Genomic DNA, 13,185 nt, shown 5'->3' with positions numbered 1-13,185 from the left:
AAGATTTTCGTTATTGAGTTAATTTATCGAGCACCTTATACCTAAAGCGTGAACCGACGGTTCATAAAAAGCAGTCTTTTTTAATTGATTCTTTTTAGTGAATGGAGATGAAAAATGAGAGAATTAAACTCAACAGAAGTTCAGCAGGTGAACGGCGCAACGATTGGCCTGGGTCTGGCTATTATCGGCAAGGTTGTTAACAGCTGGGGAAACGCGTGGAATAATGCCTGGGGCGGTTGCACGCCAAAACCGCCGGTATGTAAACCTGAGCCGCCGGTCTGCAAACCAGAACCGCCTAAATGCGATTAATCGTATTTAGATAACGCCACGTAAAATGCGGCAGGCTTAATGTTTTATTCATTGAGCCTGTCTTATTGCTGGCGGATAACCTGCGCCATCTGTGTAGTTAACTTGCCCCCCACTGCGTCAACAGCGCATGCAGCCTGGCCGGTTCCAGCGGCTTGCGCAGCACCAGATAGCCTTCCTGCTCGGCCTCTTGCAGAACTTGCGAATTGAACTCGCCGCTGACCATGGCGCCACTCACGTCCGGCAGGCGTTCGAACAACGCTTTGAGGATGTCGAAACCGCTCTCGCCGGAGCGCAGGCGTTGATCGCACAGCACGGCGAACGGCGTAAAGCCGTCGTCGACGATGGCGAAGGCTTCCTCGGCGGAGGCCGCGCAGCGCACGGTGATGCCCCAGGTGCTCATCAGGCTTTCCCAGGCGGAGGTCACCAAAGGATCGTCGTCCACCACCAGGCAGGATCCCCGCAGCGGCGCGTAGCGGGTGGGCGTGGCGGTGTTGTCGTACGTCGCCGCGCTCTCCGGCGCTTTGTCTTCGCCGAGGTATTGCGCAAAGCGCATCCAGAAGCGCGAGCCTTTGCCCTCGACGGAGTGCATGCCGTACTTCACCTTCATCAGCTTGGCGCAGCGCGCTACCACTGCCAACCCCAGCCCGTGCCCGGCGCTGTCTATCTTCCACGCCAGCTCGGGGCGGTAGTAAGGGGAGAAGATTTTGCTTTTCTCTTCGTCGGCGATGCCTACGCCGGTATCCCACACTTCCACCAGGCACTCGGCGCCGCGCGGGCGGATGGCGATCAGTACGCCGCCCCGTTGCGTGTAGCGCAGGGCATTTTGGATCAGATTGATCAGCGATTGCCGCACCAGCAGCGGATCGCCCATCACGCTGATGCGCCGCCTGGGCCGCCAGGTGCGCAGCGCAAGCGAGCGGCTGTTGGCCTCTTCGCGGAACAGGGTGATCACTGAGTCGAGCAGTGCGCCGATATCCACATGGGTGGCGGCGGTGCGCACGTTGCCGGATTCGATCTTGCTGAGATCAAGCAGCGAATTGAACATCAGATGCACTGAGCGCACGCTCTGCTGCAGATCCAGCAGCTGCGGCGTCAGGCTGTCGTCCCGGTTTTTGTGGATGATGGCTTCGATCAGAAAACCCATGGCGTGCACCGGTTGGCGCAGATCATGGCTGGCGGTGGTCAGGAACTGGTTCTTGTCCAACAGCGCCTGTTCCGCCTCTTCTTTGGCCTGGCGGAACTGCTCCGCCAGGCGCGAACTTTGCTCTTCGAGCAGCGCTTGCTGAATAAAGAACGCATGTGAGGTTAACGCGTGGCGATAAATGGCGAAGCCGTACAGCAAGTTCAGCATCAGCACGATGAACATCACGTCTTCCAGCCGCCAAATGATACCGAGGTTCAGCAGCCCCCAGGAGGCGAAGAAAAAACGCGTAAAGGTGCTGATGACGGGCGTAAGATGCGTTGCGTTGGCGGCGACGATCGCGGCGATGCTGATATTGAGCAGCAGGAAAAAGTCAAAGTTATGGGTCTGCGGGGTAATTAAATAGAGTGAGGAGATCCCCAGCCCGTGAATAAAGGCCACCTTATTAATGCGCGGCAGCCAGCGGCGCAGCACGGTGTCTTCATCATTTTCTTTGGCCTCGCGCAGGTAGCGCCGATGCCATATTCTGATCGCCACGGCGCATAGCAGGTAAACCATGATCCAGGCAATGGTTGGGCCAAGTTCATCCCCCAGCAAATAAATCCAGATGGCGAAAGGGATGCCGACGAAAGGTACGGCGGTAAAGCTGAACACCAATCGCATGAAGGTGTTGTCCAGCAGGCGGATCTGCGCGCGTGGTGAGATGCCATCATTTTGTAAATTCTGGAAAAACCTCATTGCGACGGCTCCCGTTTGCCGTGCAACAGCGTAATGGCTTCGACCCGGCTGTTGACGCCGATCTTTTTCAAAATATTGCTGATGTGTTCTTTGACGGTGGGTTCGGAAATAGACAGCTGCGCGGCGATCCTTTTATTGGGCAGGCCGCGCATCATCATATTTAATACGTCAATTTGTCGTGGGGTTAAATTAAATTTTTTTAAATGCTCGTGGTTGCTTTTAACGGCGAATTCATTCCCGTCAGGAAACCATTCCTGATTATCGTTCAGCGCAAAGACCGCCTTGGCGAATAATTCAGGAGGTTCGTTTTTTAATACAAATCCATGCCCGCCGGCAGTGTGCACTTTCTGCCAGATATCGTTATTCTCGTCGCCGCTAACCACCAAGATCCGCACCTGAGGATAAAGTTGCTTTACTTCTTTGAGTAATTTCAACGCCGTACCGGAAGAGAGCCAAAAATCGATCACCAGTAAACGCGGCGGGCCATTTTCCCTAATATGACGGTAGCAATTCTCTTCTGTGGTCACCACATGCGCCTGTTTGAATCGGCAATGCGTGCTGAGAAAATTAGCGATGCCGCTTGCTACCAATGGATGGTCATCAACGACCAACGCATAATCCTGCCCCAAAGGATTCTCCTTTCGCCTTCAAATATCAGATAGGTCTGATGAGTTATTATCAACCCTCCCTACTTTAGGAGGGTTTTTTCGTTTAGGAAAGGGAAATATATTATTCGAGGATTTGGATAAGAGAAAACATAAAGCCAATCGGTAATTTTAACTGATTGGTTATAAAGGATAATTTATGAAGAAACCACTTATCGCTTTAACCGTTACGATGATGATAGCCGGTTGTTCCACCCTGAAAACCGATCAGGCCATTCCGCTGCTGCAGGCGGAAACCGCTAAAATGCTGGGCCTGGGTTCATCGGACGAAATTACCGTGACCAATGTCAATGGCGCGCAGCCGGATGCGCTGGGCGGCCAAAAACTTTCTTATCGCGCCACCACGGAAAAAGGCCGAATTTTCGATTGTTCATCGCTGATGATGCCGGGAATTTTAGGCTCCTCGCCGTCGCTGAGCGCGCCGACCTGTACACCGGTAGTCACCCATAAATAATTCGCTTTGGAGGCGGTATTGCCGCTTCCTGGTTTTCCATCGTCGGAGCGCCAGCGCCGGGGGGCAATAAGCTTTTGCTTCGACGATCAATAAACCTGCGTGCGCGGAATAACGCCTCATACCTCCTCTAGCGCATTGAGTTTTCTTATAACAATACATTCCGCGACATCACGCTAACGAGTACGGAGATAGCCCGTGAATGACACGACATCGCATTCTTTAGCGGTTAAAACACCGCTTTCCAAACTTTACCTCGCTCTATTTTCCGCGCCGCTGTTGATGCTGGCGCCCGCCGATATCGCTCGCGCAGACGATGCCATTTTTGACGGCGACTCAAAAATTACCGAATCATTGGCCTACACCGGGGACGTTTACGTCGGCCGTAACCAAAGCGGCAACCTGCTGATCGAGAATGGCAAGATCAGCGCCTATAACATCAATATCGGCCGGATGTTCAACGGCCAAATTCATGACAGCGTAGTCACGGTCCGCGGGCCGAACGCCGAGCTGAATGCGGTGAACGATCAGTTCGTGCTGCGCGGCGGCCTCAATCTGGGGCGGGGCACTTTGCGGGTTGAAGACGGTGCGCTGGCCAGCGCGAAAGAGATCGTGGTCGGCACCACCCGTGGCTATGACAGCCACCTTATCGCCACCGGCGCCGGTTCTCGCGTTACCAGCAATTTTCTCAGCGTCGGCACCGATCTGGGGGCACGTTCCACGCTGGCGATTGAAGACGGCGCGGTGCTGAACACTGCCTTTGACGCACGCATCGGCAATGGCAGCGGGCCGGGTGAGACCGATACGCTGAGCCCGAAAGCCACGGTCAAGGGGGACAATTCCCAGTGGAACGTCGGCCGTGCGCTCACGCTCTACGGCGATCTGGACGTGCTGAACGGCGCTGCGGTCAACGTCGGTAATATTCAGGTGGCGGGCGTCTCGGGCGCGCGTAAAACTGCCGAGCTGACGATCGCCGGCAACGGCTCACGGTTTACCAGCGGCAGCAGCGTCAACGTCGGCGATTACGGCAACGGCGTGTTGGCGGTCATGGACGGCGGGACATTCTCCGCCGGCGGCAACGAAGTGGTGCTGGGCAAGACCGGTTCCGGCTCGAACCGCGGCGCGCTGATTATCGGCAGCCGCGGCAATATGGACACCGGCACCGGGTTAACCGAACCGACGCTCGGCGCGGCGGGCGCTGCAGGCACTATCGATGCCCAGACGGCGATCGCCCTGCGAGGCGGATTGTTCCGCAGCTATGTGTACTTTAACCATACCGACGGCAATTACGTTTTCAGCAACAAGATGAGCGGCGAAGGCGAGGTGATCAACAGCGCCGGGCACACGACGCTGAACGGCGATCTCTCTGAGCTGCAGGCGAACGTCACCGCGCGCGGCGGCAAGCTCATCATCGCCAGCGACATCAATACCCAGAAAGAAGACGACATCTTCGAGATCCAAACCCTCGGCGCCGAGAACGGCGGCACGCTGATCCTTAACGCGACGGCGGGCACCGACGTCAATAACGGGCTGGGCTACAGCAGCGCCGCGTCGATCAAGGCCGGCGGCACGCTGGGCGGCAACGGCACGCTGGGCCAGACCGAGATCCAGTCCGGCGGCCATATCTCGCCCGGCGACGGCAATATCGGCACGCTGACGCTGAAACGCTACCTGAACTTTATCGGCGAATCATTCTATGACGTCGATATCGCCGGCGACGGCCGCAGCGATCAACTGCTGGTGGCGGGCAAAACCACCATCAGCGATCGGGCCAAGGTGCAGGTTACGGCGCTGGATCCACAAACCAGCTATAAAACCGGCCAAAGCTACCGCATTCTGACCTCGGACGGCGGCATTGACGGCCAGTTCGCGTCGGCGGTCTCCAAGTCCGCCTTCCTCGATGTGGCGTTAAAACACAGCGCCAACGCCGTGGATCTGACTATCGCGCAGAAAGACACGGGCGGTGAAAACCCAGGCGGCGAGAATCCGGGTGGGGAAAATCCAGGTGGTGAGAATCCGGGCGGAGAAAACCCTGGCGGTGAGAATCCAGGGGGCGAGAATCCGGGCGGAGAAAACCCTGGCGGGGAAAATCCGGGGGGCGAGAATCCAGGCAGCGGCAAGCCGGGCATTTTCCAAACGGTGGCCGAGAGCGGCAACCAGTGGAATACCGCCGGCGCGCTCTCTACGCTGGCGCAGCGCGGTCCTTCACTGGCGCTGTACAACTCGCTGCTGCTGCTGAGCGCGCCGGAAGCGCGCGAGGCGTTCAATCAGCTGTCCGGCGAAGTCTATCCGTCGATGCAGTCTAACCTGATCGCCGGCAGCACCCAGCTGTTCAACGTGCTGAACCAGCGCATGCTGCGCCTGTTCGACAATGACAGCCTGCCGATACCGCCGTTGGCGATGTCGCTGGTGCAACCGGCGCAGGCGCAAAACAGCGGCGTCTGGGGCCAGACCTTCAGTTCCTGGGGCAGGAACAGCGGCAACGGCAACGTGGGCAAGCTGGATGGCAACACCACCGGCTTCCTGTTGGGGGCGGATCGCAAGCTGGCGGACCATAACGTGCGCATCGGCGGTTACTTCGGTTACAGCCGCGGCGATTATGACGTCGACAGCCGCCGCTCCAAGGCCGATACCGACAACTACCACCTCGGCCTGTATGCGGCCGGGCAACAGGATGCGTTCTCGCTGCGCGGCGCGCTGGGTTACACCTGGCACAAGATTGAAGGCAAGCGCAACGTCGATTTCAGCGGCTTCTCGGATCGGCTGAAGTCGGATTATGACGCGAACTCGCTGCTGGCGTTCACCGAAGCGGGTTACCGTTTCGGCCAACCGGAGATGAACGTCGAACCGTTCATCAACCTGAGCTACATCCGCCTGCATACCGACAGCTTCCAGGAGTCGGGTGGCGCGGCGGCGCTGAGCGTGCGCAATGAAACGATGGACACCTTCTACTCCACGCTCGGGGTGCGCGGCGTGACTGAACTGCCGAAGAACGTCAGCCTTTACGGCTCGCTCGGCTGGCAACATGCCTACGGCGATAAGAACACCTCATCGCGCATGGCGTTTGCCGGCAGCGACGCGTTCGTTACTCAGGGCCAGGCCGTGGATGACAACGTGATGGTGGGCGATATCGGCGTGAGCGTGAAGCTGTCGCGCGCTGCGACGTTGGATGTTGGCTATCAGGGGCAATTCGGCGCCGATACCCGCGTCAATTCGGTCAACGCCAACCTGCGCTGGTCGTTCTGATTTTTCCTCTAGACTTCTCTGGTACTTGCAGGCCCGCTTGATGCGGGCCTTTTTTATGGTGGGCATTAAGTTTCCCGTGAGCCTGCGTAAGGGGGCGCTAAGACATTTCCCGATATGAGCAGGGCGGGATTGTCTGTATGATTAATGCTCTTCTTGGTATGGGCAAGGGACTGATTTTCCAATGCGTGAATTGACAAGGCCGTTAACGATTTTCACCAGTAAGAAGCCTTTTAACGACTGTTTTGCGGATGATATGCAATATGGCGATATGGATGAACGTACACTTAAGCAACGGTATCGCTTGGGGCAAGTATCAACGTTTATCGATTGGAGTACTTATAAATCGCCCTATGATCATCCGGCAACGCGAAATATTCCGGCAGCAGGAAAAGAAAAGGCGGTTGCCATGCTTTTTGATGAGCTGAGAGCTGCATCGAGATACTTTTCTTTTACTGGCGTTTATCAAGGCTTGATAGTTAAGCTCTTCAATCACATGCAGGGCAATAACGGAACTGACTTTCAAGATGTTCAAATGGATTTAGCCTATAAAAGGCTGATACTGAGCGATAAATCAGAAAATAGTACGCTAATTCGAATTAAAAGTGTTCTCGACACCTTTGACTTTAACTCATATCGGCTGAATAAAGAGGCATTTGCTCTTCAGTTATCACAGAGCCGTTTGCCAAAGTATGTCCGCTGGGAAGACTGCATAAATGGAATGGGAGTCAGTGTGCATGAGGTCAACAGTACAGAGATCAGTGTTGATTCTTTGGTTTTTCAAGGTAATAGATATACTGCCGTGATTAGCTATAAAGCTCAGGATCATTTTGGATTGGATAAAGAAGATATTAGCAAGTTAAAGTTTAATTCTATTGGTTTTTTCAGGATTTGGTTTGTACTTCAAAGGTATAAAGAGTTCGCGTTTAGACCCTTTTTCACCAACTTTGGCGCGAAGATAATAGTGACAGGTGAAAACTATGCTTAACAAGAAAAAGGTTGCGTTCTTTTCTTTGGTTGCCGTAGCGGCTTTTTGGTTGGTTTGGGTGCTTGTCAGGCCGGCTAATGTTGTGCGGGTTGATGGTGCTGCTGTTTATGTTCAATACCTTCCGTTGACCACGGAAGGTAAAATATCTTGGTGGAATGATAATAAAGATAAACTTCAGGAAAAATATCATATTATCAAAGACGAGAGTCACTTTACCGTTGCCGTAATGAATTTTGATGGCTATGTTGCCGCTCCGACGGGTAGCAATGATGGAAGTGTTGATGACTATCATTGTTTTGCCGAGGGCGATGCCAAGAACAAATGTATCTATAAGGATATAGCGATGATTATTAATGGTGATGCTAATAAAAGGATTTTTATCAGTCTGGATGGGAAGACTTTTGCTCAAGAGCCTGACGGTAAGACCACGCTGTTAAAAAAATAGTGACTCTTACTCTTACCCCCTGATTTTTCCTCGTTTTCAATCAGACTCGTCTAGGTGGTGGTCAGGGTTTCGCCCTCGCCAAGCCCGCGCAACGGCGGGCTGAGCGAGGACGAAAGGGAGGGGCGTTAACGCCCTTTTTTCTTGCGTCCTGGCTGGGTAAAGCGTTTGCGGCCGGCCGGCGCAGCGGTTTTATCGGCGCTTTTCGGTCCGCCGGCGCTCGGTTTTTTCGCCGGGGCAGATTTGGCCGGGGCTTTCTTCGTCGGTTTAGCCTCGGACGAAGAGCCTTCAATCAGCTTGAACAGCTCAATCAGCTCGTCATCGGTCAGATCGCGCCATTCGCCCAGCGGCAAGCCTTTCAGGCTGACGTTCATGATGCGCGTGCGTTCCAGTTTGGTGACCTCATAGCCGAAGTGTTCGCACATGCGGCGGATTTGGCGGTTTAGCCCCTGCACCAGCGTGATGCGGAACACGAACGGCGCTTCTTTCTTCACCTTGCACTTTTTGGTCACCGTGCCAAGCATCGGCACGCCGGCGCCCATGCCGCGAATAAACTCGTCGGTCACTGGCTTGTTGACCGTCACCAGATACTCTTTCTCGTGATTGTTGCCGGCGCGCAGGATCTTGTTGACCAGGTCACCGTGGTTGGTCAGAAAGATCAGCCCCTGCGAATCCTTGTCCAAGCGGCCGATCGGGAAGATGCGCTTGCTGTGGTTGACGAAGTCGGTGATGTTGTCGCGCTCGCCGTCCTCGGTGGTGGTGACGATGCCGACCGGTTTGTTCAGCGCGATCAGCACCAGATCTTCTTCATTGCGCGGTTCGATCAGCTGACCGTTAACCTTCACCACATCGCCGGCAAATACCTGGGCGCCAACGGTGGCGCGTTTACCGTTGATGAAAACGTTGCCCTGTTCGATGTATCGATCGGCGTCGCGGCGTGAGCAGATACCGCTCTCGCTAATGTATTTGTTCAGACGAATGGATGAGTTAGTCAGCATGGGATCTCCGTAAAACGCGGACTATACATTACCCGCAGGGGATTGCGGAAGCTGTTCGAGAATAGATGCAATAGCGCAAGGTGATGCAGGCCTTATTGAGACTCTTCATACCTTCACCACCCGGGTGTTAAGCGGGGTGAGCGTCTGCCCGGCGTTGCCGATCGGCGTCAGGCGCGGCACGGGGCGGCCGCTGTCGCTTTCCACCAGCGTTGAATGCGCCTCTCCTTCGGCGAACAAATGATCTTCCCCCCACTGGCGCAGGCCAACGATCACCGGAAATAGCGCGCGGCCTTTCTCGGTCAGCACATACTCCTGATAGGCACTGCCGTCTGCGGCGGGCACGATCTCCAGCACGCCGTGCGTCACCAGGGCGCGCAGCCGGGTGGCAAGGATGTTCTTCGCCATCCCCAGCCCTTTTTGAAATTCGCTGAAGCGGGTGACGCCGTCGAAGGCGTCGCGCACGATCAGCAGCGACCACCAGTCGCCAATCACATCCAGCGTGCGCGCCACCGGGCACGGCGCGTCTTCCAGGCTTTTACGTTTCACGACGGTTATCTCCAGCTGCATATTGTGGTTGCATTATAAAACCTCTGCACCTAAAGTTCATTGGGTTTAATAATGAAACCAGATTGAGGTGTGCAATGAGCGACAAACTGTTGGATCCTCCCTGTGCGGTGCTGGGGCGCCTGCCGGCCCCCCTGGTGCTGCTGTTGGCCGCCGCCAGCGCCTTCAGCGTGGCCAACGTTTACTATGCGCAGCCGCTGTTGGACGCCATCGCCCATGATTTTTCCATCAGCCTGGCGGCGGTCGGCATGGTGATCTCCGTGACTCAGTTGGGCTGCGCGCTGGCGTTGCTGTTGGTGGTGCCGTTGGGGGATCGGTTGAACCGGCATCGGTTGCTGGCGGGGCAGCAGCTGGGGCTGATTGGCGCGCTGCTATTGGTGGGCTGGGCGCACAGCGCATCCGGGCTGCTGGTAGGGATGTTGCTGGTAGGCTTATTGGGCACTGCCATGACGCAGGGGCTGATCGCTTTCGCTGCGGCACTGGCGGCGCCGCAGGAGCGCGGGCGGGTAGTCGGTGCGGCGCAGGGCGGAGTGGTGCTGGGGTTGCTGCTGGCGCGCACCCTGTCCGGCGCGCTGGCGGACGTTGGCGGTTGGCGCACGGTGTATTTCTTCTCTGCTGGAGTGACGCTGGTATTGCTGCCGATCCTGTTGCGCCTGCTGCCTGCGCCGCGCACCGCTCCCAGTACGCTGAGTTATCCCGAGCTGCTGCGTTCAATGCTGACCCTGTTGCTGCATGACCGCACGCTGCAAATTCGCGGCATGTTGGCGCTGCTGATGTTTGGCGCTTTCAGCCTCTTTTGGAGTTCGCTGGTGTTGCCGCTGAGCCAGGCGCCGTTCAACTTCACCCATGCCGCGGTCGGGGCGTTCGGCCTGGTCGGCGCGGTGGGCGCACTGGCGGCGGTGCGCGCCGGGCATCTGGCGGATCGCGGGTTGGGGCAGGCGGCCAGCGGCGTGTGTCTGCTGCTGCTGACGCTGGCCTGGCTGCCGCTCGATTTGCTCGGCAGCGACCTGGTTTGGCTGGTGGCGGGCATCGTGCTGCTGGATCTGGCGGGCCAGGCGATCCACGTGCTGAACCAGAGCATGATCTTCCGCGCGCATCCGCAGTCGCACAGCCGGCTGGTGGGCTGCTACATGCTGTTTTACGCCGTCGGCAGCGGGCTGGGCGCCTTTGCCGGCACCCATGTGTACGCCTGGGCGGGCTGGAGCGGCGTCTGCTGGCTGGGGGCGGGCGTCAGCCTGAGCGCATTGCTGTTTTGGCGGCTGACGCTGCGCGGGATGCCGGATGCGGCGGGTAAGGGCTAGCGGGCCGGTGAGTGCATCAGGTAATAATCTTCTTCGCCGTCGTTGCCGGTGGAGATGATGCGCCAGCCGTGCTTGCGGTAGAACGCCAGCGCTTTTTCATTTTTCACCAGGCATTTCAGCGAACCGGTGGCGGTGAAGGTGGATTGCGCCGCATGCAGCAGCGCACTGCCGACGCCGCGCGGCGGCTGATGGGGATCGACATACAGGTTATGAATGAAGTTATCTTCGCGGTAGACGGAGACGAATCCCAGCAGCGCGCCGCCGTCTTCCGCCACCCAAATCGCTTCGCCCAGCGTCGCGCCGTCGAAATCTTCCAACTGATAGTTTGAGGTATCGCGCCAGCCGAACGCCGCCTTGCGCGACGCCAGGTACAGCGTGCGCAGGAAGGGGCGATCGGTCTCTTGGTAGGGTCTTATCTGCATGGCATCTCCCGGTGGTTTGTGCTCACTATAGCGCATTGCGCGGCGTATGCCCGCTGGGCCAATTTAATCGCTTGTTTGTCCGCGCCGCCGCTGGCATGATCCCCTGCAGGGATTAACGCAACGTTGATCACAACCTATTGATTTTCATGACTCGGGGTGCCCTTCCGCGTGAAGGCTGAGAAATACCCGTATTACCTGATCTGGATAATGCCAGCGTAGGGAAGTCACGGCCGCTCAACCGGCGCCGCCTTCTTGAACGCCGGTTGGGAGGAATATGATCGCTCGACCTGATGCACTACCCGGCGCCCGCGCCGCGGCCTGCCTGACCCAATTCCAACAGCGGCCTCCGCTGATCCACTGCCTGACCAACGAAGTGGTGCAGTCGCTGACCGCCAACGTGCTATTGGCGCTCGGCGCCTCTCCGGCGATGGTGGTGGAGCCGCAAGAGGCGGCGCAGTTCAGCGCGCTGGCCGACGGCCTGCTGATCAACGTCGGCACCCTCAACGCGCTGCGTGCCGAATCGATGCGGGTGGCGGTGGCCGCCGCCAATCGGGCCGGTAAGCCCTGGACGCTGGATCCGGTGGCGGTCGGCGCGCTCTCCTACCGCACCGCCTTCGCCAAACAGCTGCTGGACGAGAAACCGGCGGCGATACGCGGCAACGCCTCGGAAATCATGGCGCTCAGCGGGTTGCTGGCCAGCGGCCGCGGCGTGGACAGCGGCGACGACTCGCTGGTGGCATTGCCCGCCGCGCGTGAGCTGGCGCGGCGCAGTAGCGCGGTGGTGGCGGTCACCGGCGCGGTGGATTACGTCACCGACGGCCAACGCGATTGGGCGATCGAAGGCGGCTCCCCGCTGATGACGCGGGTGGTGGGCACCGGCTGCGCGCTGTCGGCGGTGGTGGCGGCGTTTTGCGCCCTGCCGGGCGATCGCCTGGACAACGTGGCGACCGCCTGCCGGGTGATGTCCCACTGCGGCGGTCTGGCGGCCAGGCAGGCCGCCGGGCCGGGCAGCTTTACGCCGGCGTTCCTTGACGCGCTGTATCAGCTGCGCGGGGAGGATCTGTGATGAAACGCATTAACGCCCTGACCATCGCCGGCACCGATCCCAGCGGCGGCGCCGGCATTCAGGCCGATTTGAAGGCCTTCTCGGCGCTTGGCGCCTACGGCACCTCGGTGATCACCGCGCTGGTGGCGCAAAATACCCGCGGCGTGCAGTCGGTGTATTACATCGATCCGGCGTTCGTCGCCGCGCAGCTGGACTCGGTGTTCAGCGACGTGCGCATCGACAGCGTCAAGATCGGCATGCTGGCCAACGCCGACATCGTGCAGGCGGTGGCCGAACGGCTGCGCCATTACCGGCCGGAATTCGTGGTGCTGGATACCGTGATGCTGGCGAAAAGCGGCGATCCGCTGTTGGCGCCGGAGGCGGTAGAGTCTATCCGGCGCGAGCTGTTGCCGCTGGTGTCGATCATTACGCCGAACCTGCCGGAAGCGGCGGCGCTGCTGGCGTGCGCGCCGGCGGAAGATGAAGCGCAGATGCGCGAGCAGGGGCGGGCGCTGCTGGCGATGGGCTGCCGGGCGGTGCTGATGAAGGGCGGCCACCTGAGCGAAAGCGAGAGCCCGGACTGGCTGTTTACCGCCGAAGGCGAGCAGCGCTTTACCGCGCCGCGCGTCGCCACCCGCCACACTCACGGCACCGGTTGCACGCTCTCAGCCGCGTTGGCGGCGCTGCGCCCGCGCCATGCCGACTGGGCGGCCACGGTGGCCGCCGCCAAGGACTACCTGCAACACGCGCTGCAACAGGCGGACACGCTGGAAGTGGGGCACGGCATCGGGCCGGTGCATCATTTTCACGCCTGGTGGTGAGTCAACTTTTTGCCGCAACCGTGGTCTGACTAGTTCAGGCCCGGTTTACGGGCGAAA

13 protein-coding genes and 1 riboswitch are annotated in these 13,185 nt (G+C 58.3%); of the genes, 8 read left to right on the top strand and 5 right to left on the bottom strand.

Features of this window, described 5'->3' with window-relative positions:
* Positions 1-114 precede the first annotated feature (114 nt).
* A complete protein-coding gene (locus HWW83_RS11410) occupies positions 115-309 on the top strand; it encodes a hypothetical protein (RefSeq protein ID WP_127897174.1) in 195 nt (64 codons plus the stop codon).
* Positions 310-406: 97 nt separating this feature from the next.
* Here the strand turns inward: HWW83_RS11410 and HWW83_RS11405 are convergent, their stop codons facing one another.
* A complete protein-coding gene (locus HWW83_RS11405) occupies positions 407-2,188 on the bottom strand; it encodes a hybrid sensor histidine kinase/response regulator (protein WP_033644080.1) in 1,782 nt (593 codons plus the stop codon).
* Positions 2,185-2,817, bottom strand: a complete 633-nt coding sequence (locus HWW83_RS11400) for a response regulator transcription factor (RefSeq protein ID WP_033644079.1) — start codon at positions 2,815-2,817, stop codon at positions 2,185-2,187. Before HWW83_RS11400 ends, HWW83_RS11405 begins: the two co-directional genes overlap by 4 nt.
* Positions 2,818-2,992: 175 nt before the next feature.
* Here HWW83_RS11400 and HWW83_RS11395 point away from each other — a divergent pair, with 175 nt between their 5' ends.
* The 4 genes from HWW83_RS11395 (at position 2,993) to HWW83_RS11380 (ending at position 7,980) form a co-directional block, all read left to right on the top strand.
* Positions 2,993-3,307: a putative periplasmic lipoprotein gene (locus HWW83_RS11395; protein WP_025303891.1), complete on the top strand. Its 315-nt coding sequence runs from the start codon at positions 2,993-2,995 to the stop codon at positions 3,305-3,307.
* A gap of 195 nt (positions 3,308-3,502) precedes the next feature.
* Positions 3,503-6,550, top strand: coding sequence for an autotransporter family protein (locus HWW83_RS11390; RefSeq protein WP_101453854.1), 3,048 nt, complete (start codon positions 3,503-3,505; stop codon positions 6,548-6,550).
* Between the two features lie 181 nt (positions 6,551-6,731).
* Positions 6,732-7,535 carry a YPO3983 family protein gene (locus HWW83_RS11385; RefSeq protein WP_176589303.1) on the top strand — a complete coding sequence of 268 codons (804 nt, stop codon included), beginning with the start codon at positions 6,732-6,734 and terminating at the stop codon, positions 7,533-7,535.
* Positions 7,528-7,980, top strand: a complete 453-nt coding sequence (locus HWW83_RS11380) for a DUF943 family protein (RefSeq protein WP_033644077.1) — start codon at positions 7,528-7,530, stop codon at positions 7,978-7,980. Before HWW83_RS11385 ends, HWW83_RS11380 begins: the two co-directional genes overlap by 8 nt.
* A 125-nt stretch (positions 7,981-8,105) precedes the next feature.
* Here HWW83_RS11380 and rluF read toward each other — a convergent pair whose 3' ends face one another.
* Together rluF and HWW83_RS11370 are read right to left on the bottom strand one after the other, a co-directional pair.
* Positions 8,106-8,975, bottom strand: coding sequence for a 23S rRNA pseudouridine(2604) synthase RluF (rluF, locus tag HWW83_RS11375; RefSeq protein ID WP_033651557.1), 870 nt, complete (start codon positions 8,973-8,975; stop codon positions 8,106-8,108).
* 105 nt (positions 8,976-9,080) lie between these two features.
* Positions 9,081-9,521 carry a winged helix-turn-helix transcriptional regulator gene (locus HWW83_RS11370; RefSeq protein WP_096242851.1) on the bottom strand — a complete coding sequence of 147 codons (441 nt, stop codon included), beginning with the start codon at positions 9,519-9,521 and terminating at the stop codon, positions 9,081-9,083.
* A 95-nt stretch (positions 9,522-9,616) separates the two neighbouring features.
* On the opposite strand from HWW83_RS11370, the gene HWW83_RS11365 reads away from it, so the two are divergent.
* Positions 9,617-10,840, top strand: coding sequence for an MFS transporter (locus tag HWW83_RS11365; protein WP_176589302.1), 1,224 nt, complete (start codon positions 9,617-9,619; stop codon positions 10,838-10,840).
* On the opposite strand, the gene HWW83_RS11360 is transcribed toward HWW83_RS11365, so the two are convergent.
* Positions 10,837-11,262 carry a GNAT family N-acetyltransferase gene (locus HWW83_RS11360; RefSeq protein ID WP_047574046.1) on the bottom strand — a complete coding sequence of 142 codons (426 nt, stop codon included), beginning with the start codon at positions 11,260-11,262 and terminating at the stop codon, positions 10,837-10,839. The genes HWW83_RS11365 and HWW83_RS11360 overlap by 4 nt on opposite strands.
* Positions 11,263-11,404: 142 nt before the next feature.
* Positions 11,405-11,501, top strand: a riboswitch (TPP riboswitch).
* A gap of 35 nt (positions 11,502-11,536) precedes the next feature.
* Here HWW83_RS11360 and thiM point away from each other — a divergent pair.
* The gene (gene thiM, locus HWW83_RS11355) at positions 11,537-12,328 is read left to right on the top strand and encodes a hydroxyethylthiazole kinase (protein ID WP_176589301.1); all 792 of its coding nucleotides are present in this window, start codon (positions 11,537-11,539) and stop codon (positions 12,326-12,328) included.
* Positions 12,328-13,128 carry a bifunctional hydroxymethylpyrimidine kinase/phosphomethylpyrimidine kinase gene (gene thiD / locus HWW83_RS11350; RefSeq protein ID WP_033651554.1) on the top strand — a complete coding sequence of 267 codons (801 nt, stop codon included), beginning with the start codon at positions 12,328-12,330 and terminating at the stop codon, positions 13,126-13,128. The genes thiM and thiD overlap by 1 nt, the downstream gene beginning before the upstream one ends.
* Positions 13,129-13,185: the final 57 nt, after the last annotated feature.

The sequence above is a fragment of the Serratia ureilytica genome (genome assembly GCF_013375155.1).
Taxonomy (GTDB): domain Bacteria; phylum Pseudomonadota; class Gammaproteobacteria; order Enterobacterales; family Enterobacteriaceae; genus Serratia; species Serratia ureilytica.
This window is presented reverse-complemented; position numbering and strand designations above follow the sequence as displayed.

Coding starts and splice junctions, on each gene's coding strand:
- HWW83_RS11410 (WP_127897174.1), top strand. CDS start 115: ATGAGAGAATTAAACTCAACAGAAGTTCAGCAGGTGAACGGCGCAACG.
- HWW83_RS11405 (WP_033644080.1), bottom strand. CDS start 2,188: ATGAGGTTTTTCCAGAATTTACAAAATGATGGCATCTCACCACGCGCG.
- HWW83_RS11395 (WP_025303891.1), top strand. CDS start 2,993: ATGAAGAAACCACTTATCGCTTTAACCGTTACGATGATGATAGCCGGT.
- HWW83_RS11385 (WP_176589303.1), top strand. CDS start 6,732: ATGCGTGAATTGACAAGGCCGTTAACGATTTTCACCAGTAAGAAGCCT.
- HWW83_RS11380 (WP_033644077.1), top strand. CDS start 7,528: ATGCTTAACAAGAAAAAGGTTGCGTTCTTTTCTTTGGTTGCCGTAGCG.
- rluF (WP_033651557.1), bottom strand. CDS start 8,975: ATGCTGACTAACTCATCCATTCGTCTGAACAAATACATTAGCGAGAGC.
- HWW83_RS11365 (WP_176589302.1), top strand. CDS start 9,617: ATGAGCGACAAACTGTTGGATCCTCCCTGTGCGGTGCTGGGGCGCCTG.
- HWW83_RS11360 (WP_047574046.1), bottom strand. CDS start 11,262: ATGCAGATAAGACCCTACCAAGAGACCGATCGCCCCTTCCTGCGCACG.
- thiM (WP_176589301.1), top strand. CDS start 11,537: ATGATCGCTCGACCTGATGCACTACCCGGCGCCCGCGCCGCGGCCTGC.
- thiD (WP_033651554.1), top strand. CDS start 12,328: ATGAAACGCATTAACGCCCTGACCATCGCCGGCACCGATCCCAGCGGC.